Genomic DNA, 23573 nt, shown 5'->3' with positions numbered 1-23573 from the left:
CAATGTTTTTTCACTATTCAGAATTTTTTATGAAACTTGTTGGTAATTAAAGTGTTGTTTTTCTTATGATTTTATTAACGATTTACTTATCTTAAAAAATACTTCAAACTGAAAAAGACCCGGGAAGTCCCGGATCTTTTTTGAGTGTGGTGGTTTTGCTTTTTGGGGTGATGATTACAGGCAAATCCCAGAAAATGGCTTTTTGACCGTAATTCCGTCCTCGTTGAACAGGCAGATGATATGCGGCACTGCATTTGACAGTTCATTTCTCAAAATAAAAAAATACCGGACAAAATCGTCCGGCATTCATTTATCTGAAGAGCAAAACGGAAATTTATCCTCTTTCAGCGTACCTTAATCAACATTATAACTTGTCTTCCCATGAAGTTGCCGTTTCCTTGAGCACTTCATTCAAGCTTTCAATATTCTTTCTGCCAACCGTGTCGCACCATTCAACGGCCTTCTTCTCGCCTTCCTGTGCAAATGGCTCAATGCTGTGTCTCCATGTTGCACGTCCGCAGAGGACCCCGTTGAACGTCGATCCCGCTTCATGAGCCAGGCGCAGCGTATCTTGAAAGACTTTTGCCGGAACACCCGCACTCAGATAGATATATGGCACGCCGTTCGTTGCTTCATCCTGCTCCTTGAACAACTGCATTGCTTCTTCTCTCGTATAAACCGGTTCGCCATCACCGTAGCCTTCGACAAAGTCCATGATGACCGGGACCTCAACCTTCAGCACATCGACATTATAGCGTGGCTTTGCAAATTCCCTGATCATGTCATTGACCTTGTGAGCCTTGACCTTGGCATATTCGCGGCTCTTGTTGTCGTCAATGCCTGCGTCATAGGACATGAGTTCAAGGAAGAAAGGCATGTCCTCTGCCAGGCATTCATCACCGATGCGTTCAACGAATGCCTGCTTGCGGGAGTTGATTGACTCGTCTTCGTCAACATCATAGTAAAGCATGAACTTCACTGCGTCAGCACCGTTTTCCTTCAGACGCTTTGCAGACCATGTCGGAAGAAGGTCCGGCATTCTGCCCGGTTCCGTTGTATCGTAGCCTGTCTTCTCATATGCAACAAGCAGGCCCGCATTGTCATCGCGAACCTTTGCCGCCGGAAGTCCGTATTCCGGGTCAAGGAGAATGGCTGAGGCATAAGGCGTGAGTTCGCGTGAAATGACCTTCTTGAACTCAACGATGTCTTCTTCATTGGCCGGCTTGTCGGCTGCACTTGCCAGCATCTTCTTCAGCGAACCGCGCTGGTCGATGGCCAGGGCTGCGATTACGCCGTCTTCATTTGATAAACGCTTCAAAGCTTCAATTTTATTTGACATGTTCTTCTTCCTTTCAAATGCAGTGTCTTAATCGTGATAGTATCCTTCGTTCCAGAGCTTCATCTCATGATCGAAGAAATGTGGATTGTCATGCTGCTCCGGATTGTCCTCCTCAACAGCGTCAATCTTCCTGATCAACGCCTCATTCTTCGGAGTCGGCTTGTATTCAGCATCAAGGAACGCCTTGACAATGTCTTCTGCAAGATGTTCGCCGACAACTGCGCCGCCGAAGCTGATGACATTTGCATTCAACTGTTCACGTGCATATTTTGCAGTCACAACGTCACCGACAAGTGCCGCGCGGATTCCGACGTTCTTGTCACAGGCCGTCGAAATTCCGACGCCGGTTCCGCAGAGAACAACACCCAGGTCTGCCTTCCCGTCACGGACAAGGTCTGCCACCTTGAGTCCGTAGATGGGATAGTGAGTCCTCGTGTTGTCGTATGTTCCGACATCAATGACTTCATGTCCGAGGGATTTCAGAAAATCGGAAATCTGCATTTTGACATCCGTTACAATATGGTCGTTTCCTAAAGCAATAATCATGTTCATGCCTCCCAGTTAAATCAGTACAGCTTCTCAAGCATGTCAAGACGGATCTGATGACGGCCGCCGGCATATTCAACGCTGAGATATGAATCAACAAGCGCCTCGGCAAGACGCGGTCCCACAATGCCGGCACCGATGGCAATTGCCTTGGCACCGTTATGCTGTGTTGTCATGTGCGCCGTGTTCTCTTCAGTGACGTTTGCCGTAACCATTCCATGAACCTTGTTGCTTGCCATGGCCGATCCCGTGCCGTATTCATCAAACATCACGCCGCGCTGCGCAGTACCGTCCAGAACCGCATGAGCAACGGCCACTGATGAATCAACGAAGTCATCCGCCGGTGTTTCCGTCAGGTCAAGCACATCGTACCCCTTGTCTTCAAGATACTTCTTGACCGTTTCCTTCAAATCAAATCCTGCCTTGTCGGCAGCAACTGCAATTTTCATAAATACCGCTCCTTTATCCTAGCTGTCTTCAGCAATGATCATTTTTGTGTATTCCTGATAGTGTCTGAGTGAATCTTTTCCCAGCTGCCCGTTTGTGATCATGGCATCCATGTTGTAGAGACTGTAGAAACAATAGAAATCATCCCTGTTCAACTTGTGATAATCACAGACTGCAAACTTGAGCCCGGCGTTGTTCAGCGCTGCAAGCTGAGTCATTCCTTCTTCGGCATTGGCTGTCATCATCCGGTCATCATGAATGCCGTTGACTCCGACAAAGGCCCTGGCAAATTTCAGGTCCTTAATGGCTGAATTGGTCAGCCCTCCGACAAATGCTCCCGACTTGGCGCGATATGTTCCGCCGATCATGATGACCTCAACGCCATCCTTTCCGTTCCATCGCTCAAATACAGGCAGGCTGTTCGTAACAACCCGCAATGAAGAAACATTTTCCACATATTCGGCAATCAGTTCGTTGGTCGTCCCGGGCCCTACGTAAATGGTTTCTCCAGGTTCAATCAGTGATGCGGCCTTCCTCGCAACAGACTGCTTTTCCTTCCCGTGAAGTTCGCACTTTTCATTGCGGGACAACTCTTCCTTGCCACTGACTGCAATCTTCTGCGCTCCTCCGTGAATTCTGACCAGTTTGCCGGCCTCCGCCAGTTCATCAAGATCTCTCCTGACTGTCATGTCGGAAACGCCCAGTGATTCAACCAGATCGCTTACCGTGATGATTTCATCCCGGTCAATCATTTCCATGATGCTCATCAGACGTTCCTTCTTCAGCATGGGACAACCTCCTTATGTTTGTTTTGTGTTTGTTAACGTTCCTTACATGTTCTAAATTAACACCTTACCAAACAAAAGTCAACAATATTTTTGCAAGTTTTTGTTTGTTAACCATGTTATCAGTGTCGTCCTTTTGATTTTTATCATAGTGTTCCACCCGTCGCATGAATTCCATATCCTTTTTTGCCGCGGTTTTTACACAGGGTATTGACTGTTCCGCTGCAAAGTGTTAATTTATGTTCGTACAAACATAAACAAACTGAAAGGATGTGCCATCTATGTCAAAACCAATTCTGACGCTCACTCTGAACCCGTCAGTTGACATCAGCTATCCGCTGGAGCATCTGAACATCGACACTGTGAACCGCGTCTCCACTGCACGAAAGACAGCAGGCGGAAAGGGGCTCAACGTTGCACGCGTACTTTCTCAGCTGGGACAGAAAACCGAGGCCTCAGGATTTCTCGGAGGAGATCTTGGTAACTATATTTCAAGAAAATTGGACGAAGACGGTATCAAAGACCGTTTCATGCAGATTTCCGGAGAGACAAGAAACTGCATCGCAATTCTTCATGACGACGGAAAACAGACGGAAATCCTTGAAAGTGGTCCTGAAATAACCGCAGATGAAGCTGCAGGGTTCATGAATCATCTGGAACAATGCCTTGAAGACATTGACATCATGACAATCTCAGGCAGTCTTCCGAAGGGCCTTCCCGTTGACTTCTATTCGAAGCTGATTGAAATTGCGGAGAAAAAAGGCGTTCAAACCCTGCTTGACACTTCGGGAAAGCCTTTGCTGAGAAGTCTGTCAAGTCTGCATCGCCCTTACCTGATCAAGCCGAACCAGGAGGAAATAGGCCAGATTGCAGGTGAAAAAGTCGAAGACATGAATCAGCTGAAGAATATTCTGCTTGAAAATCCCATGCTCTCCTCCATTCCATGGGTCGTTGTCTCACTCGGAAAAAACGGAGCCGTGGCCAAGGTGGGAATGGAACTGTACCAGGCAAAAATTCCGGTAATTGATGCAGTCAATCCCGTCGGATCAGGTGATTCAACTGTGGCCGGTCTCGCCTGTGCCCTTAACAGAAGGCAAAATGCCGAAGAGGTCCTTAAGACGGCCATGACAGCCGGAATCTTGAATACGCTCAACAAGAAGACAGGCTGTATTGACACCAGTCTGTTCGACCACTATTATTCACAGATTGAAATCGAGAAAATGAGATGAAGGGAATGAGTCTGACAATGGATGCCTATGAGAAGATGTGCAAGATAAACAGTGAATACAAGATCGGGAAAATCAGCAATCCTGATTTCAGAAAATATGGTGTGGTCTGGGAAGGATTTGACATTGATGAACTGAAAGAGTTCGCAGAAGAAAACATATCCGTTGATCCAAGGGAAAACTTCTATGCACCATCGAACCCGGAACTTGAAAGCCTTCCCTTGATGAAGAGCATTTCAGATGAAGTGTACGCCGGAATGCCGGTTGAAGCGGGCGAATGCACGGGACAGACACGAAACTTCACTGCAGTCGAATATCATCAGGGAAGCGAAGTGAACATTGCCCTGACGGATGTTGTGATGGTCCTGGCCCATCGTGCGGTGCTTGAGGAGAAGGGAAGCATCAATCCCAGGAAGGATGCGGAACTGTTCTTCGTACCTGCCGGAACTGTATTTGAAATGTACAGCGATACGCTTCACTACAGCCCGATCAAGGTTCACGACAGCGGATTTGCAGTCATCGTGATTCTGCCTCAGGGCTCGAACCAGCCTCTTCCTGACGGATTCAAGGCGGAAAACAGACGCATCGTCAAGAAGAACAAGTTCCAGCTCGTTCACGCATGCAGGAAGGACAAGATTGCAGCCGGCGCCGTAATCGGCGTGACGGGTGAACTGATTGAACTCAAGCAGATAGAAGGGTGAATAAAATGACGGTAATGATTGAAAACGAAAAGCTGCGCGCGCTGATCAGCGAACATGGCGCAGAGCTCACTTCCCTCATTGCAAGGGACAGTGCAAGAGAATATGTGTGGAACGGTGATGCAAAGTACTGGAAACGTCATGCACCGGTGCTCTTTCCCATTGAAGGCAAGCTCAAGGATGACAGATACCTTGCAGACGGCAGGGAATATCACATGACACAGCACGGATTTGCGCGCGACTCGGACTTTGACGTCGTGAAGAAAACCGACAACATGGTTGTGCTGGAACTATGTTCGAGCGAACAGACCAGAACAGTTTATCCATATGACTTCAAACTTAAAATCACATACGAACTTAACGGAAGCACGCTTAAGACAAAATATGAAGTCACAAACACAGGAAACGGCACAATGTACTTCGGTCTTGGCGCTCACCCTGCATTTTCCACCCTTCTCAAGGAAAACGACAGCTTCGATGACTATGTGATCGAGATTGAACCCGAAACTCTGACGCGCATCCCCCTGAAGAACAGCCTGATTGACCCGAAGAATTCATATCAGGAAACGTGTCCGGAACTGCCCGTCACTCACGAGCTGTTCAGAAACGACGCCTTGATTTATGACCTGAAGCAGAAGCCGTGTTCATTCACGCTGAAAAGTACGAAACACGGACATGGAGTGAAGGTTTCAAGCCCCGACTCAAAGGCACTTGGAATCTGGTCATCCTGGCCTGCAGAAGGACAGTTCGTATGCATTGAACCATGGTGGAGCGTGGCTGACACAGTTGATTCAGACGGAAGATTCGAAACGAAATACTATACCAACACTCTAGACGAAGGATCATCATTCCATTCAGGCTTTGAAGTGACAGTATTCTAGAAAAAACGGCAGCTGGATTCCGGCTGCCGCTTTTTCATCTTATGATTTCAGTAAACGTCGAATAGTGTCTGAATGTGCTGTCTGAAAGGCCGTCCGACGTCACGATGCGATCCATGTTGTACAGATTGTAGTAGCGATAGAAGTCATTTCTGTTGAACTTGGTCTCGTCAAGCAGCATAATCTTCTCCTGCGCATTGTTCAGCGCAACGGCCTGTGTCTGACCTTCCTCGGCATTGGCAGTCATGACGTTCTCGTCGTTGATGCCGTTGGCACTGACGAAGGCCTTGGTGAACTTGAGCTCACGCAGCATCTGTTCTGCAAGGCCGCCTATGAAGGCACCCGACTTTCTGCGGAAACTGCCGCCAATCAGAACAAGTTCAGCGCCGGTATTCTTCCATGCCTCAAACACCGGAAGACTGTTCGTGACAATGCGTATCTGCTCGGGTTTCCTGACATATCTGATAACAGGCTCGACCGTCGTCCCGGGTCCGAGATAGACCGTATCACCGGGAACAATCAGACCTGCCGCCTTCCTTGCAACCTGTTCCTTCAATTCTGAGTTTACAACCGTCTTCTCGTTGCGAGTCAGTTCCAGATCCTCTACGTTGTCTATGCGCTGAGCTCCACCGTGAATACGGTGAATCCTGCCGGCCTTCGCCAGTTCGTCAAGGTCGCGCCTGATTGTCATGTCAGAGACATTCAGCATTTCAATCAGTTCGTTGACATTGATTATTCCCTTCTCATCGACTGCCTTCTGAATGGCAATCAACCTTTCCTTCTTGAGCATTTACGTTTCCTCCAGATTATTTAACTATAATATACCACAATTTCCCGCTGAAAATGCAGAGTCTTCAACTCATTCATTGAAAGGTCTCCTGTGATTTATACCCGGGCATCATCACTCAGCAATCATTATTTTTCCTTCTTTTTTACCATTTTTTACTCGAAATGCGGTACAATGAAGGTATTGAAAGGTGGTGTTCACATGGCTAACCTGAGTCAGATTGCAAAAAAGGCCGGCTGCTCGATTTCCACCGTTTCACGTGTGCTGAACTATGATCCGACTCTTTCCGTCACGGACAAGACGAAGCAGAAGATTTTCCGAATCGCAGATGACCTGAACTATTCACTGCCGAAGAACAGGGCTAAAAAAGGCCAGAATCTGGCAGTCATCCAGTGGTATACGGAAGAGCAGGAGCTGAAGGATGAATACTATCTTTCAATCCGCATCGGCGTTGAGGAAGCAGCCAGAAAATACGGCTACACGGTTGAGCATTATTTCAGAAACGATTCGCTGGAACCGGTCAAGGATGCCGTCGGTGCCATCGCCATCGGACGGTACAGTCAATGCGAGATTAATTCAATCACTCAGTTGAATCCGTCCACTGTATTTGTCGGACAGGACACACTCGCAAACAACCTCACATGCGTTGTAACTGACATGGTCACACCTGTGGAACGTGTCCTGAGCTTCTTCCTGGACCAGGGTCTTGAAAGAATCGGCATTGTCATCGGGAACGGCCGGACAAATGACAATCATGAAAAAATCTATGATGAACGTCTGAAGACCTTCCGTGACTTCATGCGGTCAAAGAAGCTCTATACACCAAGAAACGTCTTTTCGGGGAGCATCTCACCCCAGTCGGGATACAAGCTGATTTCAGATGCACTTGAGGAACGTCGGCCGGATGATTTCCCGAATGCGCTCTTCGTTTCGAGTGACACAATGGCCGTCGGCGTGCTCCGTGCCCTGAGCGAAAACAAGATCCGTGTCCCGCAGGATGTCAGCATCATCAGTTTCAACGACTCGGCCAATGCCAGGTTCACAATGCCTGCCCTCAGTTCAATCCGCGTCCACACGAAGCAGATGGGGGCAAGAGGCGTGCTGGCATTGCGCGAGCTGCTTGAAAACAAGGTTGAATATGCACCGGAGAAGATTGTCGTGGGAACGAATCTGATTTTCAGAGAAAGCTGCCCTGCTCCGGAAAAGTAAGCACAGAGCAGTCATCATCAGTATGCAGGAAGAAAATCACGATTTTCTCCTGATTTATAGCGAAATGCCGAACAGATACAGTCGATCCGGACTGGTTCTGTCCGGCATTTTAACAGACAAAAAGGAAGCCGGGATCTTTTCCCGGCTTCCTTTAATTTCAGAAATGTTTTTCCAGGTCTCTTCCTGCTTACTCAGACTTCACCGGTCTCACTGACCTTCTTATACCAGTATGCGCTCTTCTTAGGATAACGCTTCTGAGTTTCAAAGTCGATGTAGAAGAGACCGTATCTCTTGGAATATCCATTCGTCCAGGAGAACATGTCCTGAAGCGACCAGACGAAGTATCCCCTGACGTTGACGCCTGCTTCAATCGCCTTGGCGACCTCCTCCATGTGATTTTTGAGGTAGTCGATTCTCTCGTCGTCATCAACCGTCTGTCTGTCCTCAATGAACTTGTCCTTGCATCCCATCCCGTTTTCAGTGATGTAGACTTCCTTGTCCCATCCATAACGGTTCTTGATGCGACTCAGCTGATCGAACATGCCCTTCGGATAAATCGGCCAGTCCCAGTCGGTCGAAGGGATGTCCTTTCTGTGAACTTCCTCGCCGACACCCTGGAGACGGCTGACTGACGAACCCTTTTCTCCCGTTCCGTTGTGGAATGTCTCAGACTTGCCTTCATAGCCGCGCATGAACTTGCTGAAGTAGTAGTTCATTCCGACAAAATCCATGTCCCTTGCAGCATCCGAAAGCAATGCCTCGTCTTCAGGTCTGATCTCAATCATTTCCTGGCCGTTTCTTTCGATGATTTCCCTGACAAGTGCCAGAACCTCCGGCGTGTACCTGCCAAGAAGCGTTCCGTCAAGATAAAATGAATTGTCAAGTGCATCCTGCAAATCCGCTGCATGTCGGTCAGCTTCGGAATCACTCACGGGATAAACCGTCTGCAGGGCGTGGACAACGCCGATTTTACCTTCATAGCCGCCCTTCTTGAACATCTCCACAATACGGGCATGAACGAGATTCATGTTGTATTCTGCCTGAAAGCACTTGTGGAAGTCATATTTGATGCCGGGCGGGAACGTTCCGCCGATATACTGCTGAGATGACATTGATGTCGGTTCATTGATCGTGATCCAGTATCTGACTTCCGATCCGAATTCGTCGAAGCAGAATTTTGCAAATTCAGTGAAGTGATTCAGCATCTCGTCTGAAAGCCATCCGCCGAGATCCTGCATGCACTGCGGGGTGTCAAAGTGATGCAGCGTCACAAACGGCTCGACGCCTTCTTCTCTGCATTTTGCAAAAAGGCGGTGATAATAGTCCACACCTCTCTGCTCGACTCTGCCAAAGCCGTCAGGAAAGATGCGCGCCCATGAGATTGACACGCGGATGGCATTTATGCCGAACTTCCGGCACAGTTCAAGGTCTTCAGGATACTTGTGATAGAAGTCACAGGCAGGATCGGGACTGAAACGTCCCTGCTTCTTCAGGTATGTGTCCCAGATGACCGCACCTTTTCCGTCCTCTTCCGTGGCACCTTCACACTGATATGCGGCGGTTGCTCCGCCAAAGTAAAAATCGTCCGGTAACTTGTACATGGAATTCACCTCCAAAAATCAATTCTAATGAGTGTTTTCAGCAACGAATCTGATGGCCTTGTCGGCATCGCGCGTCAGTTCAATGTACTGCTTGCCCGTTGTCGTCAGAAGCTTGATTCCGTTGTGATCGCAGATTTTCTGAAGATTGCCGCGCATGCTGTCCATCTGAGGAGCAAGAATGACAAGATCCATGTCGTTGATTATGTCATTGTGCTGACCATAGGCCCTTGCTGCAGCGTGAAGAGGAAGGTTGCGTTCCTCAGCCGTCTTGTTGAGCGCCTTTGCAAGAATGCCGCTTGTGCCGCCGCCTGCGCAGATTACGAGTACATTTGTATCCTTTGTGATTGTGACATTTCCATTTGAATCAGTTGATTCTGCAGTTTCTGAAACGGTTTCCTCCACTGCATCCTGAACAGGAGCAGCTGCTGCAGCTGCAAGCTCTGCCTTTTCCTTTTCCTGCTCTTCCTTGAGAATTCCGTCATCATATGCACGGAAGAACGGAAGCCAGATGAGGACGTCGAGAATAAGAGCAAGGGCCACATACAGGAATGACAGCGGCGCAAAGCCTGTTGCGACGATGATGCCGATCGGGGCAGGAACCGTCCACGGCATCGTGGCAACCATACTGTTCATGCCAAGTGTCGTTACAAAGAACTTGAACATGCAGATGTTGACGATTGGCGTCAGGACGAACGGTACGAAGAACACCGGATTCATGATGATCGGGGCACCGAACAGAATCGGTTCGTTGACGGAGAATGTAACAGGGATGAATGATGCCTTGCCGACAGCCTTGTTCTGCTTTGACTTTGCAAGAAGCAGGAAGATGAAGGCCAGAACGAACGTGGATCCTGTACCGCCCATGTTCATGACATAATCCTGGGTGTTGATTGCAAGAACGTGATATGCATGCTTGCCGGCATGAAGAAGAGCCTGGTTTGCATCAACGTTTGTCGATTCAATTGCGGCAACGGCAGGAGCGACAATCGAAGGCCCCTGCACACCGACGAACCAGAAGAACGCCATGGCACCGGCGATGATTGACAGACCGATGTAGCTGTCACTTGCACTGAAGAGAGGTGAGAGCAGGTTGATGACGCATTCCGAAAGATTTGCCTTGAAAAGAGCATTCAGGACAAGTTCAACGATCCAAAACAGGCCGACTGAGAAGGCCATCGGGAAGATGTCCTTGAACGTCTGGGAGATGTTCTGAGGAACCTGGTCCGGCATGTTGATTGTAATGTTGTTCTTGACACAGAAGTAGTAGATGTTGGGAACAATCAGGCCGACAACGTAGGCCGCAATCAGTCCCTTGGTACCCATGAACGAGAGGTCTATCCCCGCCTTGCCTGTCTTGATGGCAACAACGAAGAATGAAATCTCTGCAGCCATGATTACGGAAACAGCGTTGATCTGATTGACCTTCGGAAGACTGAGGTTCTTGTAGTCAGTCAGGTTCTTGGCCGTTGTCGCCGTTACAAACAGGGCAAGCAGACCCATTGAGTAGTTGTACGGGAGCATAAGGGCGTTTTCAACCGTCTTGCTCCAGTAGAATCCCCATGCGTTCGGCACGTATGCAACAAGAGTAAAGATACTTGAGAATAAGATTATCGGCATTGCCGCAATGAAGCCGTCACGAATTGCAGACACGTACGGATTGGCTGCAATCTTCTCAAAAGCCGGCTTCATCTTTTCGATTTTAGCTTCGAATGAGTGCATTGTATTTTCCTTCTTTCATATTTAACCATTATTCAATTGGATTTCCCTCAAGCTTGTTAACACGTTCATATAAATCAATGATTGTCTTCATCTGATCCTTGAGAAGCATCGTCGTCATCAGCGTATCCTGTCCGTGACACATGATGAACGTCACGTCCATGTCATCGCCGCTCGCCTCGGCACTCAAAAGCTTCGTCTGTTCATTGTGTGCAAGATTGATTGATTCCTCGGCATTTTTGACAAGTTCGCGTGCTTCGGTGATTTTTCCCTCACTCGCCTTGTCCATCGCCTGAATCAGAGCCGTTCTGGCATCTCCCGCATAGGCAACAATTGCAAACCCCGTCATTGAAATTTCTTCTTTTGTAGCAGTCATAGTCAATTTCCTCCGAAAACATATTTTGAAACCATTTACATTTTCAATTATAAGTAAAAACAAGAAGGTGTCAACCGATTTTTATCATTGTTTTTTACCTTTTTTTACTAGAATATTCTGTTATTCCAGTGATAATAGCGTTTTCTCGAATTTGATTTTTCTCAACTTTTTTCGATTTTTTGTTAATTCATCCCGAAAATGTAAATCATGATAAAAATGTACGTTGGCCCGTCAAATGTCCATACAATTAAAACAACTTATATTACTTGTCCGAAGTGCATTTTCACTTAAGTATCTCATTATTGGTATAGACAGATTTAAACTTGAAAATCAACAAAATACAGACACTGTTTTTCAGAAAAAATGAAACTTTTCGAAAATAACCACTGAATCGTTACATGACTTTAAGCCACCGTATATGACAGACAATCTTTCATGCCTTCTTCATCGTAAAGAAACTCGATTGCAATACAAGAAGTTTTTACCTGCGCATCGCCTGCTCAATCAAGGCGCCAAACTGTGATTACGGGCAAAATGCCGTTTTTTGAAATTTGCCCAGTCTTAGATGAAGAATTATACCGTATACACAAAAGTACAGGATGATTTGCAATTAATTGCAAACCATCCTGTACTTTTGTTCGAGACATAGTTTTTTCAAGCCCCTTGCATAACTTCATTCAAGCTTTCAATACCTGTGCTTTCTTCCTGATCTATTAATCCTTGAAATCCGCTTGAATTTGGCCCGTTTGGCTTCGAGGTACCGGCTGTTGTCCGCTGCATAGGCATTTTCGTTTTTCAGTTTCCGATAAGATTCCAGGCGTAAGACATCCAGTGTTCCGTCCATGACTGCCTTCAAAACGGAACATCCCGGTTCCGAGGTGTGGGTGCAATCGGAGTATTTACATGTACGGGACAATTCCTCAATATCCGCAAATTCCGTGTCAATGCCGGCATCGTTATCCCACATACCCAGTTCACGCATACCGGGCGTGTCAATGACAAAGGCACCGTTATCAAGCGTGATCAATTCCCGGTGTGTCGTTGTATGCCGGCCCTTGTCATCATTTCCAATCTCACGTGCGGGCAGACTGTCAGTACCTGTCAGCCTGTTGATGAGCGTGGACTTTCCAACACCGGAAGAACCGATGAACGCCACGGTTTTGCACGGCAGCATATACTTCATGACTGCCTCATAATCATCATTCAGTGAAGAGATTGCCAGCACATCCACACCAGGAGCAGATTCCCGGACTTCAGTGATCCTTCTTTCCAGGTCGGAACAAAGATCCGATTTCGTCAGAACCACCACAGGCGTTGCGCCGCTGTCATAAGTAACAGACAGATACCGCTCCAGACGCCTGATGTTAAAATTGCTGTTCAGCGACATGCAGATGAAGACGGTATCAATGTTGGCAGCGACGACCTGTTCCCGCTTTGCCGTACCTGCCGCCTTTCGGATAAGGCAGCTCCTTCTTGGAAACAGTCCCTCGATTACGGCACGGCTGTCGTCTTCAGGCCATTCTGCAATAACATAGTCACCGACCGCAGGATAGTCGGAGACGGTTCTTGTTTCATACCGGTATTTTCCGGAGACGACGGCCGGCTTTATCTCAGTACCGCTCTGAAGTCTGTAAATTCCCTTTTCCTGAGAGATGACTCTTGCACGCGATTCGTTCATGCCTGCACCCCCATATCTGAAGAGAACTTACTGTAAAACGTCAGGCTCTTCTTCCAAAATACAATCATGTTCACGTCCTTTTCGCCAAACATGATGCCCATTATGCTAAAAACAGTTACAGCTGTGTTCTTTCCTAGATTCTGCATGTTTCTTCCCTTCTCCAAGTTACGGTCATTCCCCCATCACACCCCTGTTCATACCAACGGATCCGCACGTTTTCATTCTGCATGTTTCAACGCTTCTGTATAACCCGATCGAATCTGCTGATCCTTCTGAAATGTGATTTCACTTAATTTCGTTATACCTCCGCCTGGTTTTTGGCGATGGTAATTCATCGTACATTGCCTCAAACAGTTCTGTAAGAAAGACCTTGCTGTCAACTTCATCCACCAGCAGCATTTCTCCAGCACCCTCGTATGGAAGAGTGCGGACTGCCTCAGGAATGAGTTCCAAGGCAGATTCCGTCTTCTTTACAAGAAAACGGTCATCATAGATTCCACCGACAATTTTACCGCGATAATAAAGAATGAATTCCCCCATCATTGGGCGGAAGGAAATGTCATCCAAATCAGACAGCTGTTCCAGAATGAAATGAAGATACTCTTTACTGGATGCCATTGTTTTCACACCACACTTTCCATTGCTCACTCGTCTGCTTACCCCTCTGTCACATATTTCAGACGTAATCCTGACATAGTCTGCCATATTCAAAAAAGTTGTCCCGGCAGCTTGAGCTTTTCCTTCTTCGGAAAGGACGCTTCAAACTCTTCGAAGGCCTCCGGATTCTTCTCGCAGACAAAATACCCCTCCGGATCCCTGTAGGTGCCGGAAACACCGTCCAAAAATCCTGGAACAAGTTCCTTGACAAGAAAATATTCCGCATCCGGATCGTCAGCGTATCGTATACCCTTTGTCTTTGCCGGAACAAAGCCGGACTTTCCGTAAAACAAGATATTGCCGGTGATGACCAGCGCACCCGCACCCATTTTTCCGGCCTGTTCAACGGAATAGTCAAGCAGCTTCTTTCCATATCCCTGACGCTTGTACGCCGGCGCGATGCAGATGGGGCCAAAGGTCATGACCGGAATTCTTCGTCCGTCGGCACAATCGATTTCCGACCGCACATAGATAACCTGCCCAATCAACTCACCGTTCATCTCCATTACGAAGTCAAGTTCCGGAACGAAGGCAGGGTCATCCCGATAGCAGTGCAGCACATAGTGCTCCATGCAGCCGGGGCGGTAGACATTCCAGAATGAATCGCGAGTAAGATTTTCAACTGCTCTGTAATCGTCCTTTTTTTCCAAACGAATCGTAATGTTCTTTTCCGTCATAATATTTACTCCTTCATTTCCTTTATTTTCCCGGGCTTCATGCAAAAAAGCTGAATGCCAAGCGATGCATTGAATCCTGTTGCGGCGAACACACTGAAGCGCTCTGCCACGCCGAAATATTCAACGGGAACGATTTTCACACCTAACGCACCAATGAGCATCATGCAGAGGGCAACGCCTGCGCAGACGCCATACGAACGGCAATTCCTGCTTTTAATTCCGGCTAAGATGATAACAGTCAGCGATACAATGGACAGAAACACCACCAAAACGGTAACGACCATGTGCATCATATCCTGAAATGCACCGGCGTATCCGCTGCCGCTCAGCGGAAACATACGATATCCGACCGCAGAGATCCATTCCATCACGGCAAACAGATAAATTCCCATTCGAAGCATTTTGGTTCTTCTCCCCCCGATGCCTATACAGACAACGGTGGTGCAGACAACCTCGCACGTATTGTAAAGAGCGCTGAGCTGATTCCAGAGTGACAGCGACGGAGCGTTGGCTGCGCTCAGGTCGCTTACCGCCTGTACCGTCCATTTATAGCCCGGATAGGCCAGCGGCGCAAACAGTACGGCCGCCGTGTATGAAAGAAAACTGACAACTCCCAGAAGTCCCAGTTTCTGTATCAATGTCTTCTTCATGACTTTCCTCCTGAAAAGACGCAGTGCTGACCACAAATTCTGAGGTCAGCACTGCGTCTTTGCGTCTGGCTGATGAATGATTTCTATTTTAAAATTCTGTGCACTGATGATGCTTTCCCGTTTGCACTTCGGACAGAACAGGGGAAAATCACGCAGTATCGTCTCTTTCAGAAGACGCAGCCGTGTTTTCGAACCGCAGACCGGGCAAAGAACCCATTTCTTCTCCATCCTATTCACAGTTGTCACCCCCCTTGCACTCTTCCACCATGAACCATGTGGAAGAAAAGACTGACATGATTTCTGAGTTTTTCCAGGCATTCCTCTTCCCTCTCCGGCTGACGGTCACAAATGCTGATAAGCGTCACGACCGGAGCGACATACATCATGGCCAGTGCGTCCGGGTCCTCTGCGCAAATCTCGCCTGATGCAATCAGAGCTCGGAAAATACCTGCGTGGTAGTTCAGAACACGTTCCACATAACGTCTGGAATAAAGTGCCGCCAGTTCAGGCGAACGAAATTGCTCAATGGTCATCATACGACGGAAACGGCTGATCGTTTCATCGTGAAGAGAGTATTCAAACACCTGGCGTACCTTTTCAAAGAGGACATGCTCAGTGATCTCCGTAAAAACAGGAACATCCCTTTGCACATCCTGCACATGGATGTCAATCCTGTCAGTGTCTTCCTCATACCTGATGGCCGTGGATTCTATGATGGCATCGAAGATTGCCTGCTTGCCCGGAAAGTGATTATAAAGCGATGGTGCTTTAATGCCAACCGCTTTTGCAATTTCACCCACGCTGACAGAATCATATCCTCGTTCGGAAAACAGTTCTAAAGCCTTGTCCAGAATTCTCTGCCTGGTATCCTCTTGTTTCATGTCCGCGCCTCACTAACTAATGTTCGTTAGTTATATTATAATCTTATTTTGCGAAGTGTCAAGGGATATGCAGAAATCGGGAAACATTTCTCAACCCGGTCTTTTTCACACTGCTTCAGAGGAATACTCACGACAAATTCATTCATTTGAATGCAGCAGCCCCGGAAAATCAATAAGGTGCCCGTAAACAAAAAAGCCGGATGATTCGCAATTCTCACGAACCATCCCGGCTTTCAATTTGAAATATTCAATCAGAATGCAACACTCTGGAAGTTAAGCTTCTTCTTCAGATATCTTCTTACGAAGTAGCCTGCAACACCCAGAACAGCGTAGACAATCGGACTCATCGTACGGTTGATGCTTGCAGGAATGAATGCGATGATCCCGAATGCAATCATCCAGATTGCAATCAGTTCCAGTGTCACCAGAATTCCGCGGGTCCACTTCTTCTTTTTGCTCTTTGTCTTGGAATTGTCCGCCATCATCCGATAGAAGAAGGCGAGACCGCAGCCTGCAATTGCCGATGTCGCAATCAGCGTGATCCAGCCGCCGTTCATGTCCGGCTGGTTTTTGGAGAAGAAGCCCATCACGGCATACAGGATGCAGAACATGATGAACATGATCAGGCCGTTGTCAAGCGCCATGACCCAGTAGCTCGGCATTCCGTCCTTCTTCTTGTCATCCAGCGCCTCGCCGCTGACAATTTTTTCGCAGCGTTCCGTCACAGTGCCGTAGAGTTTTGTTGCAACAATGCCCTGACGCTGCTTTTCCTTAAGTTCGAGGTACATTTCGGTAAGGACCTTTTCCTTTTTCTCCAGATCATAATTCTTCTTGTCCAGGGCCTTGCCCAAATGGTACATATAATCTTCGTTGCGTTTCGTCAACCCGGCATAACGGCCGTCTCGAACCGTAACTTCGACTTCTTCAACAGCTTTTGCAGCACGAACCTCAGCCTGCTTTTCTGCTGCCTTTGCATTTTTCTTTTCTTCTGCCAATGGAAAATCCTCCAAATTTCTGCTCGTAAACCAGCTTTCATCGATATAGACAGGAAATACTATATCACAATTTCATTGTCTTGAGGCGAATGCCAATGGTTCTGCCCATTGGCAGGACATCTTTGACTCAAAGACCGTTCCCGCCTCGTTTTCATTAAACGTTAAATCTGAATTCGATGATGTCGCCGTCCTGAACGACGTAATCCTTGCCTTCAAGACGCAGTCTGCCGGCTTCTCTCACACCCTGCATGCTGCCGTATCTGTCAAGGTCCTCGAAGGAAACCGTTTCGGCTCTGATGAATCCACGTTCGAAGTCAGAGTGGATGACGCCGGCCACCTGAGGTGCCTTCATGCCCTGCTTGAAAGTCCAGGCACGTGTTTCCTTGCCGCCGGCAGTGAAGAACGTTGCCAGACCCAGCAGCTTGTACGAAGCCTTGATCAGGCGATCCAGGCCGGATTCCTCAACGCCTTCGGCTTCCAGAAACTCCTGCTTTTCGTCATCGTCAAGTTCGGCAATTTCCTCCTCAGTTCGAGCACAGACTGCCAGGGCCTGTGAGCCTTCTGATTCGGCAAATTTCTTGATCTGCTGGTAATATTCGCAGGAATCAGGATCGGCCATGTCGTCTTCGCCGATATTTGCAACGTAAAGCACGGGCTTTGACGTCAAAAGGAACAATCCCCTGACGATTTTCTGCTCATCATCGTCGAATTCGAGACTGCGGACAGGCTTGCCTTCTTCCAAGACAGGCTTGATTTTTGACAGAACGTTGAATTCTGCAATCGAATCCTTGTCCTTTTGCGTGCGGGCAACCTTTTCAACGCGCGCATAACGTTTGTTGACGGATTCAAGATCGGCCAGGACAAGTTCCATGTTGATCGTGTCGATATCGTCCAGCGGGTCGACCTTGTTGGAAACGTGCGTGATGTTTTCATCGTCAAATGCACGGACGACATGCACGATTGCATCAACCTGACGAATGTTCTCCAGGAACTTGTTGCCAAGGCCTTCGCCTTTGCTTGCACCCTTGACGATTCCCGCAATGTCGGTAAATTCAAACGTCGTGTGCACGATTTTCTTTGCCGGAATGATTTCATCTATCCGAGCCAGACGTGCATCCGGAACTTCAACCATTCCGACGTTAGGATCGATTGTTGCGAAGGGGTAGTTGGCCATTTCGGCACCAGCCTTCGTAATTGCGTTGAATAGTGTCGACTTGCCGACGTTCGGCAACCCGACGATACCTGCTGTTAATGCCATTTTGTTTTTCCACTCTTTCTTAAATTAGTCTTCCCTTGGAGCTTTCTCCAGAACTTTTTTCATTTTCCTGTCGAACTCGCGTCTTGGCAGCATGATCAGACGACCGCATTTCGTACACTGAATCTTAATGTCCATGCCCATTCTGATAATTTCCCAACGGTTTTCGCCACACGGGTGCGGCTTTTTCATCTCGACAATATCGTGCAAATCGTACATAAGAGACACCCCTAATCCAATGTAATGTCCAGAATTTCAAGAATGCGATTCAAATCATCATTTGAAAGATAATCGATTTCAATCTTTCCCTTGCCGGTCTTCTGGCTGCTCTTGATTGCAACCTTCGTACTGAATTTTTCACGCAGAAGCTCTTCGCTGTGCTTCAAATAAGGTGAAAGCCTTGCCGGTTTCCTGACCTTCTTCTGCCTGTTCCTTTCACCGTTCATCTCATTGACGATGCTTTCCAGCTGCCGCACCGTCAATCCTTCCCTGACGGTCTTTTCTGCCAATGGAACCAATCTGGCCTTATCCTTTACCGAAAGAAGCGTCCGGGCCTGTCCCATCGACAGACTTCCTTCCTGCAGGAAATCCTTGACGGCCTTCGGCAAACTTAGCAGGCGCAGATAGTTGGCAATATACGGACGGGATTTCCCGAGCTTCTCCGAAACCTGTGCCTGCGTCAAATTCAGATTTTCCATCAGTGTATTGTATGCCTGAGCTTCTTCAAGCGGTGTCAGGTCTTCTCTTTGAAGATTTTCCAACACTGCGATCTCCATCATTTCCTCTTCATTCAGATCGCGCACGATTGCAGGAATCGTCGTTCTTTTTGCCATCTTGGAAGCACGGTAGCGGCGTTCTCCGGCAATGATCTCATATCCGGAAACCTTTGACTTTCGAACGATGATCGGTTGAAAAACGCCCTGCTTTCTGATTGAGTCGGAAAGCTCCGACAGACTTGTTTCATCAAATGTCTTACGTGGCTGATACGGATTTGATCTGATATCATCAAGATTCAATTCGACAACGGTTTCGTCAGCCGTTGCCGTTTCGTCAAATTCAGTGAATAATGCGTCAAGTCCGCGACCCAGTCCTTTATTTTTCTTCTGAGGCATGAGCAGTCAGAACCTCCTTTGCTAAAGCTTGATATTCAATTGCTCCTTTTGATTTTTCGTCATAATCAACAATCGGGAGTCCGTAGCTCGGAGCTTCCGACAAACGCACGTTTCTTGGAATGATCGTCTCATAGACGGTGTCCCCGAAGTATTTCCTGACTTCTTCAACGACTTGATTCCCAAGGTTCGTCCTCGAATCAAGCATCGTCATCAGGACGCCTTCAATTTTCAAATCAGGGTTGAAGTGACGCTGAACGAGCTTGACGGTGTTCATCAGCTGATTCAAACCTTCCAAGGCGTAATATTCGCTTTGAACGGGAATCAGAATCGAATCGCAGGTAGTGAAGGCGTTGATCGTCAGCAGCCCCAGCGAAGGCGGACAGTCAATCAAAACGTAGTCATACGCATCTTTTGCCAGAACGCACGCATCGGCCAGGCGCTTCTCGCGCGCCATTTGCGAAGTAAGCTCAATTTCGGCACCGGACAGGCGGATCGTTGCCGGAACAACGTCCAGATTCTGACGTTCCGTATGCATCACGACATCTTCAAGCGGAACGTCATTGATCAAGACGTCATAAACATCCTGCTTGATGTCAGGCTTCTTGATCCCGATTCCGCTTGTGGCATTCCCCTGAGCATCCATGTCAATCAGAAGAACCCTCTGCCCCAGATCCGCCAGACATGCGGCCAGATTGACGCTGGTCGTCGTCTTGCCGACGCCGCCCTTTTGATTTGCAACTGCAATGATAGTACCCACTTTTAATCCCCCTTATTGTTTTTTGTTTGGAATGTCGATGATTATCCTGTGAAATTCAGCGTTGTCTTCCTCATGCATCACAACGTCGACACCATTTTTCTGCACCATGTCAACCGCACCCTTAACGGTATTGACTGCAATTCTGACGTCCTTGACAACGCCTCTGACGCGCTTTTTCACGGGTTTTCCCTTCATCTTTTCCCGCAAGCTTCTGACGAGCTTTTCCGTTTCCTTAACGGACAGATGACCGGCCGCGACTTCGTTCAAAACGTAAATCTGCTGTCCTTCTTCAAGTCCGCTCATTGCCCTGCCGTGTCGTTCGCTGATCGACTTGTTCATGATTGCTTCCTTTACTTTATCGCACAGTTTCAGAAGACGCAACTTATTGGCTATGAACGACTGACTCTTGCCGATTTCCTTTGCGAGTTCCTGCTGTGTCAGCTGATTGAGTTCCATCAGCCGACTGTACGCCTGTGCTTCTTCAATTGCAGTCAGTTCCTCTCTCTGAAGGTTTTCGATGATTGCAAATGAAGCTGATTCGCGGTCGCTCATTTCCTTCACGATAGCAGGAACCTTCTCCCATTTAAGCGAGCAGATGGCCCTGAAACGGCGTTCCCCGGCAATGATTTCATACTTTCCGTCACTGCATTTTCTGAGAATAACCGGCTGCAAAAGGCCGTGCTCCTGGATTGTCTCGGCAAGTTCCTCAATGCTTTTCCTGGAAAAAACCTTGCGAGGCTGATTGCGGTTGGGAACGATCAGGGAAACGGCGATTTCTTCAACGCGGTCCCGGTCGTCTTTCGGCATTTCGATGCTTTCCTGATTCTTATTATTTCCCTTAAAAAAAGAAAATGGCATGGCAATAGCTCCTTTACCTTAGGTTTCAGGCTTTTCAAGCGGCATCCTGGCTGGTGTCCCGGCCTTTCTGGGATATTTCTTCGGAGTCTGCCTGATTTTTTCGATCGTAATGATATGACGCACGTCATCAGTTTCGGGAAGGTTGAAAACGGCATCGTCAACAAGCTTTCCCCCGAGAACTTCAATCGCATGCTCCGCATCTCCAAGTTCCTGTTCCGACTTCTGCGCCTTGAGTGCGATGAAACGGCCCCCGACTCTTGCAAGGGGCAGACAATACTCCGAAAGAACCGACAGACGCGCAACGGCTCTTGCCGTCACGACGTCGTAGCTTTCGCGATGCCTGCTCTTTTTGCCGGCAAATTCTTCAGCTCTGCCATGATGAAATTCGACTTCTTCCAAACCCAGGCGTTCCGAAAGATCATTCAGGAAACGAATTCGCTTATTAAGCGAATCAACGATCGTTACCTTAAGATTCGGAAATGCGATTTTCATCGGAATCGACGGAAAACCGGCACCGGCACCCACGTCGCAAAGCGTCAGTGATTTTGTCTGAAGATCCCTGACGGTCAATGCCGGTATCAGAGAATCGTAAAAGTGCTTGAGATAGACTTCATCCTTTCGGGTAATCGCCGTCAGATTGACGTGTTCGTTCACGGCGACGAGATATTCATAGTAATCAGCAAACTGCCGCATCTGATGGTCGCTCAGCTCAACGCCCTGCGCGGCCAGTGCCTGACGAAATTCTTCTGGTGTCATCATTTTCCTCTTGCATTTTCTCAAATTTTGTGAAACATAACGCAAGCGTCTTGTTTCACACGCTACCTACAATAGTAAGTTATTTTTTGATGAAAAACAAGCCTTTACGGCAACTCTTAAATATAAATTTGATGGCAAAAAATCACTGAAAAGGCTATGATTGAACTGAAGATATTTTGAAAGGCCGTGATTCCTTGAAACAATACTCATTCGACGAATTTCCATCCTCTCCTCTGGCACCTGAAGGAATGAAGACCCTGAACGAACCGACGAGTCCCTTTTATCCGCAGGTGATTCAAGACGTCTGCTACGCCGTCAAGGACGGCCGGGCACTGCATTTGACAATCATCGTGCCTGCTCACGAAGAGACGGAAACGAAGCATTATCCTCTTGTCATGTATACCCAGGGCTCTGCATTTAAACGGCAAAACCTCACCAGACACCTGGTGCCGCTGATTGAAGTCGCAAAACACGGCTACGTCGTCGCAATCGTCGAGTACCGGCCGGCTCCGGAGGGAGTTTTCCCGGCGCAAATCAGGGATTTGAAGACTGCCACGCGCTATATGTTGAATCATGCCTTCGAATACAGCGTCGATCCGTATCGCTACGCATGCTTCGGCGACTCGTCCGGCGCATACGCCTCGGTCATGGCCTGCGTCACCGGCAACATGCAGGAATTTTCAGACGAAGACGTGCGCTTTTCCCCGCTGCACTACCGCGCCTGCGTCGACTTTTACGGACCGGTCGACTTCTCGCGCATGCAGGAATTTCCGACGAACTGGGATCACGAGAGCGAGAAGAGTCCGACGGGGATGCTGTTTGGCGGCGTCAATATCCGCACGGTGCCTGATCTTCTTGAAAAATCCAGCGCATTGAACTACATCGATTCCAAAAAGCTGCCGCCGTTTTTGATCATGCACGGCAAAAAGGACCGTATGGTGCCGTTTGCACAAAGCGTAATGTTGTATGAAAAGCTCAGACAGACCGATCATTGTGCCGATTTCTACGCACTTGAAAACTGCGACCACGGTTCCGATGCGTTCTTTACGCCATATTCTTTAACCATTGTTTTAGACTTTTTAGCAAGGAACCTAAAAAAAGGCAACTAACTTTTCATAAAGTTCAATCAAAGTTCTTGTTTAATTCACAAAACGTTCATAAGTTTAGTTTATCTTTAAAGCATACCTAATAACAACAAACATATTTCACTTACTCCCCCCTAAAAAGTAAGTGATGATTCAAGCGGTGTCCCTAAGCCGCTTGGATGAATATTCCTTTTTCTCCGCGATTCCCCAATCGTGGAGTTTTTTTATTTCCACAGAAAAATGTTCAGGGTGACGACAGCCGTGATTAATTTGAAGAAAACTGTGGAATTTCCTCTTGTTTTAGTGTAATACATTTAATGTAATATTTAATTGAGCCATTGTTCATCCTCCTGGTGTTTTTTGTTTTTGATTATACTTGGGAGATGAGCACTTGGCTCTCTTTTTTTTATCAATTTATGTGCATTTTACGGGCAAATCTCAGAAATCGCTGTTTTGCCCGTAATCGGGAGCCGGAATTTACGGGCTCATGCACACCTTGCATAATCGGGCTCAGACCAGCAACAAGGCTCATGATAAGTTCGTGCCGCGTCGCGACTGCGCTTGCGCTGATCACTCGCGCCCCTCCTTATCTACCGCCTTGTTA

At 47.8% G+C, this 23573-nt stretch carries 27 protein-coding genes; 5 read left to right on the top strand and 22 right to left on the bottom strand.

Annotated elements, in window-relative coordinates:
* Positions 1-364 precede the first annotated feature (364 nt).
* The 4 genes from lacD to V7Z60_RS01755 are packed head-to-tail and all read right to left on the bottom strand — an operon-like array spanning position 365 to position 3120.
* Entirely contained in the window at positions 365-1339 is a 975-nt protein-coding gene (lacD, locus tag V7Z60_RS01770; RefSeq protein ID WP_334115828.1) for a tagatose-bisphosphate aldolase, read from the bottom strand.
* A gap of 27 nt (positions 1340-1366) precedes the next feature.
* The gene (gene lacB / locus V7Z60_RS01765) at positions 1367-1885 is read right to left on the bottom strand and encodes a galactose-6-phosphate isomerase subunit LacB (RefSeq protein WP_334115827.1); all 519 of its coding nucleotides are present in this window, start codon (positions 1883-1885) and stop codon (positions 1367-1369) included.
* A 20-nt stretch (positions 1886-1905) separates the two neighbouring features.
* A complete protein-coding gene (lacA, locus tag V7Z60_RS01760) occupies positions 1906-2334 on the bottom strand; it encodes a galactose-6-phosphate isomerase subunit LacA (protein WP_334115826.1) in 429 nt (142 codons plus the stop codon).
* Positions 2335-2352: 18 nt separating this feature from the next.
* Entirely contained in the window at positions 2353-3120 is a 768-nt protein-coding gene (locus V7Z60_RS01755; protein ID WP_334115825.1) for a DeoR/GlpR family DNA-binding transcription regulator, read from the bottom strand.
* A gap of 278 nt (positions 3121-3398) precedes the next feature.
* Here V7Z60_RS01755 and V7Z60_RS01750 point away from each other — a divergent pair, with 278 nt between their 5' ends.
* From V7Z60_RS01750 to V7Z60_RS01740, 3 genes are read left to right on the top strand one after another with little or no spacing between them, the layout of a single operon-like run.
* The gene (locus V7Z60_RS01750; RefSeq protein WP_334115824.1) at positions 3399-4346 is read left to right on the top strand and encodes a hexose kinase; all 948 of its coding nucleotides are present in this window, start codon (positions 3399-3401) and stop codon (positions 4344-4346) included.
* A 17-nt stretch (positions 4347-4363) separates the two neighbouring features.
* Complete coding sequence (locus V7Z60_RS01745; protein WP_442918883.1) at positions 4364-5044, top strand: DUF4867 family protein; 681 nt, start codon at positions 4364-4366, stop codon at positions 5042-5044.
* 5 nt (positions 5045-5049) lie between these two features.
* The gene (locus V7Z60_RS01740; protein ID WP_334115822.1) at positions 5050-5922 is read left to right on the top strand and encodes an aldose 1-epimerase family protein; all 873 of its coding nucleotides are present in this window, start codon (positions 5050-5052) and stop codon (positions 5920-5922) included.
* Positions 5923-5956: 34 nt separating this feature from the next.
* On the opposite strand, the gene V7Z60_RS01735 is transcribed toward V7Z60_RS01740, so the two are convergent.
* Entirely contained in the window at positions 5957-6709 is a 753-nt protein-coding gene (locus V7Z60_RS01735; protein WP_334115821.1) for a DeoR/GlpR family DNA-binding transcription regulator, read from the bottom strand.
* Positions 6710-6907: 198 nt separating this feature from the next.
* Here V7Z60_RS01735 and V7Z60_RS01730 point away from each other — a divergent pair, with 198 nt between their 5' ends.
* Positions 6908-7915 (top strand): LacI family DNA-binding transcriptional regulator, encoded by a 1008-nt coding sequence (locus V7Z60_RS01730; RefSeq protein ID WP_334115820.1) that lies wholly within the window; start codon positions 6908-6910, stop codon positions 7913-7915.
* 191 nt (positions 7916-8106) lie between these two features.
* Here the strand turns inward: V7Z60_RS01730 and lacG are convergent, their stop codons facing one another.
* From lacG to rsmG, 17 genes are all read right to left on the bottom strand, one after another.
* The gene (lacG, locus tag V7Z60_RS01725; RefSeq protein ID WP_334115819.1) at positions 8107-9516 is read right to left on the bottom strand and encodes a 6-phospho-beta-galactosidase; all 1410 of its coding nucleotides are present in this window, start codon (positions 9514-9516) and stop codon (positions 8107-8109) included.
* A 24-nt stretch (positions 9517-9540) separates the two neighbouring features.
* Positions 9541-11235, bottom strand: coding sequence for a lactose-specific PTS transporter subunit EIIC (locus V7Z60_RS01720; RefSeq protein ID WP_334115818.1), 1695 nt, complete (start codon positions 11233-11235; stop codon positions 9541-9543).
* A 28-nt stretch (positions 11236-11263) separates the two neighbouring features.
* Positions 11264-11608 carry a PTS lactose/cellobiose transporter subunit IIA gene (locus tag V7Z60_RS01715; protein WP_334115817.1) on the bottom strand — a complete coding sequence of 115 codons (345 nt, stop codon included), beginning with the start codon at positions 11606-11608 and terminating at the stop codon, positions 11264-11266.
* 685 nt (positions 11609-12293) lie between these two features.
* Positions 12294-13286, bottom strand: coding sequence for a ribosome small subunit-dependent GTPase A (gene rsgA, locus V7Z60_RS01710; RefSeq protein ID WP_334115816.1), 993 nt, complete (start codon positions 13284-13286; stop codon positions 12294-12296).
* The gene (locus V7Z60_RS01705; protein WP_334115815.1) at positions 13283-13432 is read right to left on the bottom strand and encodes a hypothetical protein; all 150 of its coding nucleotides are present in this window, start codon (positions 13430-13432) and stop codon (positions 13283-13285) included. Before V7Z60_RS01705 ends, rsgA begins: the two co-directional genes overlap by 4 nt.
* A 139-nt stretch (positions 13433-13571) precedes the next feature.
* Entirely contained in the window at positions 13572-13904 is a 333-nt protein-coding gene (locus V7Z60_RS01700; RefSeq protein ID WP_334115814.1) for a TfoX/Sxy family protein, read from the bottom strand.
* A gap of 89 nt (positions 13905-13993) precedes the next feature.
* On the bottom strand, positions 13994-14620 hold the full coding sequence (locus tag V7Z60_RS01695) for a GNAT family N-acetyltransferase (RefSeq protein ID WP_334115813.1): 627 nt from the start codon (positions 14618-14620) through the stop codon (positions 13994-13996).
* A gap of 5 nt (positions 14621-14625) precedes the next feature.
* The gene (locus V7Z60_RS01690; protein ID WP_334115812.1) at positions 14626-15270 is read right to left on the bottom strand and encodes a DUF998 domain-containing protein; all 645 of its coding nucleotides are present in this window, start codon (positions 15268-15270) and stop codon (positions 14626-14628) included.
* Positions 15271-15315: 45 nt separating this feature from the next.
* Positions 15316-15498, bottom strand: a complete 183-nt coding sequence (locus V7Z60_RS01685; protein WP_334115841.1) for a cysteine-rich KTR domain-containing protein — start codon at positions 15496-15498, stop codon at positions 15316-15318.
* A gap of 14 nt (positions 15499-15512) precedes the next feature.
* On the bottom strand, positions 15513-16151 hold the full coding sequence (locus V7Z60_RS01680) for a TetR/AcrR family transcriptional regulator (RefSeq protein ID WP_334115811.1): 639 nt from the start codon (positions 16149-16151) through the stop codon (positions 15513-15515).
* 251 nt (positions 16152-16402) lie between these two features.
* Complete coding sequence (locus V7Z60_RS01675; RefSeq protein WP_334115810.1) at positions 16403-17146, bottom strand: DUF1129 family protein; 744 nt, start codon at positions 17144-17146, stop codon at positions 16403-16405.
* A gap of 154 nt (positions 17147-17300) precedes the next feature.
* A complete protein-coding gene (ychF, locus tag V7Z60_RS01670) occupies positions 17301-18404 on the bottom strand; it encodes a redox-regulated ATPase YchF (protein ID WP_334115809.1) in 1104 nt (367 codons plus the stop codon).
* A 24-nt stretch (positions 18405-18428) separates the two neighbouring features.
* Positions 18429-18620: a DUF951 domain-containing protein gene (locus tag V7Z60_RS01665; RefSeq protein ID WP_334115808.1), complete on the bottom strand. Its 192-nt coding sequence runs from the start codon at positions 18618-18620 to the stop codon at positions 18429-18431.
* An 11-nt stretch (positions 18621-18631) separates the two neighbouring features.
* Entirely contained in the window at positions 18632-19513 is an 882-nt protein-coding gene (locus tag V7Z60_RS01660; RefSeq protein ID WP_334115807.1) for a ParB/RepB/Spo0J family partition protein, read from the bottom strand.
* A complete protein-coding gene (locus V7Z60_RS01655) occupies positions 19494-20270 on the bottom strand; it encodes a ParA family protein (protein ID WP_334115806.1) in 777 nt (258 codons plus the stop codon). The genes V7Z60_RS01660 and V7Z60_RS01655 overlap by 20 nt, the downstream gene beginning before the upstream one ends.
* A gap of 12 nt (positions 20271-20282) precedes the next feature.
* Entirely contained in the window at positions 20283-21128 is an 846-nt protein-coding gene (gene noc, locus V7Z60_RS01650; RefSeq protein WP_334115805.1) for a nucleoid occlusion protein, read from the bottom strand.
* Between the two features lie 18 nt (positions 21129-21146).
* A complete protein-coding gene (gene rsmG, locus V7Z60_RS01645) occupies positions 21147-21884 on the bottom strand; it encodes a 16S rRNA (guanine(527)-N(7))-methyltransferase RsmG (RefSeq protein WP_334115804.1) in 738 nt (245 codons plus the stop codon).
* 194 nt (positions 21885-22078) lie between these two features.
* On the opposite strand from rsmG, the gene V7Z60_RS01640 reads away from it, so the two are divergent.
* Positions 22079-22993: an alpha/beta hydrolase gene (locus V7Z60_RS01640; protein WP_334115803.1), complete on the top strand. Its 915-nt coding sequence runs from the start codon at positions 22079-22081 to the stop codon at positions 22991-22993.
* The last annotated feature ends 580 nt before the right edge of the window (positions 22994-23573 follow it).

Source organism: Ligilactobacillus sp., from assembly GCF_036846325.1.
GTDB lineage: Bacteria > Bacillota > Bacilli > Lactobacillales > Lactobacillaceae > Ligilactobacillus.
The sequence above is the reverse complement of the archived record's forward strand: the minus strand, read 5'-3'. Positions and strand labels throughout refer to the sequence as shown.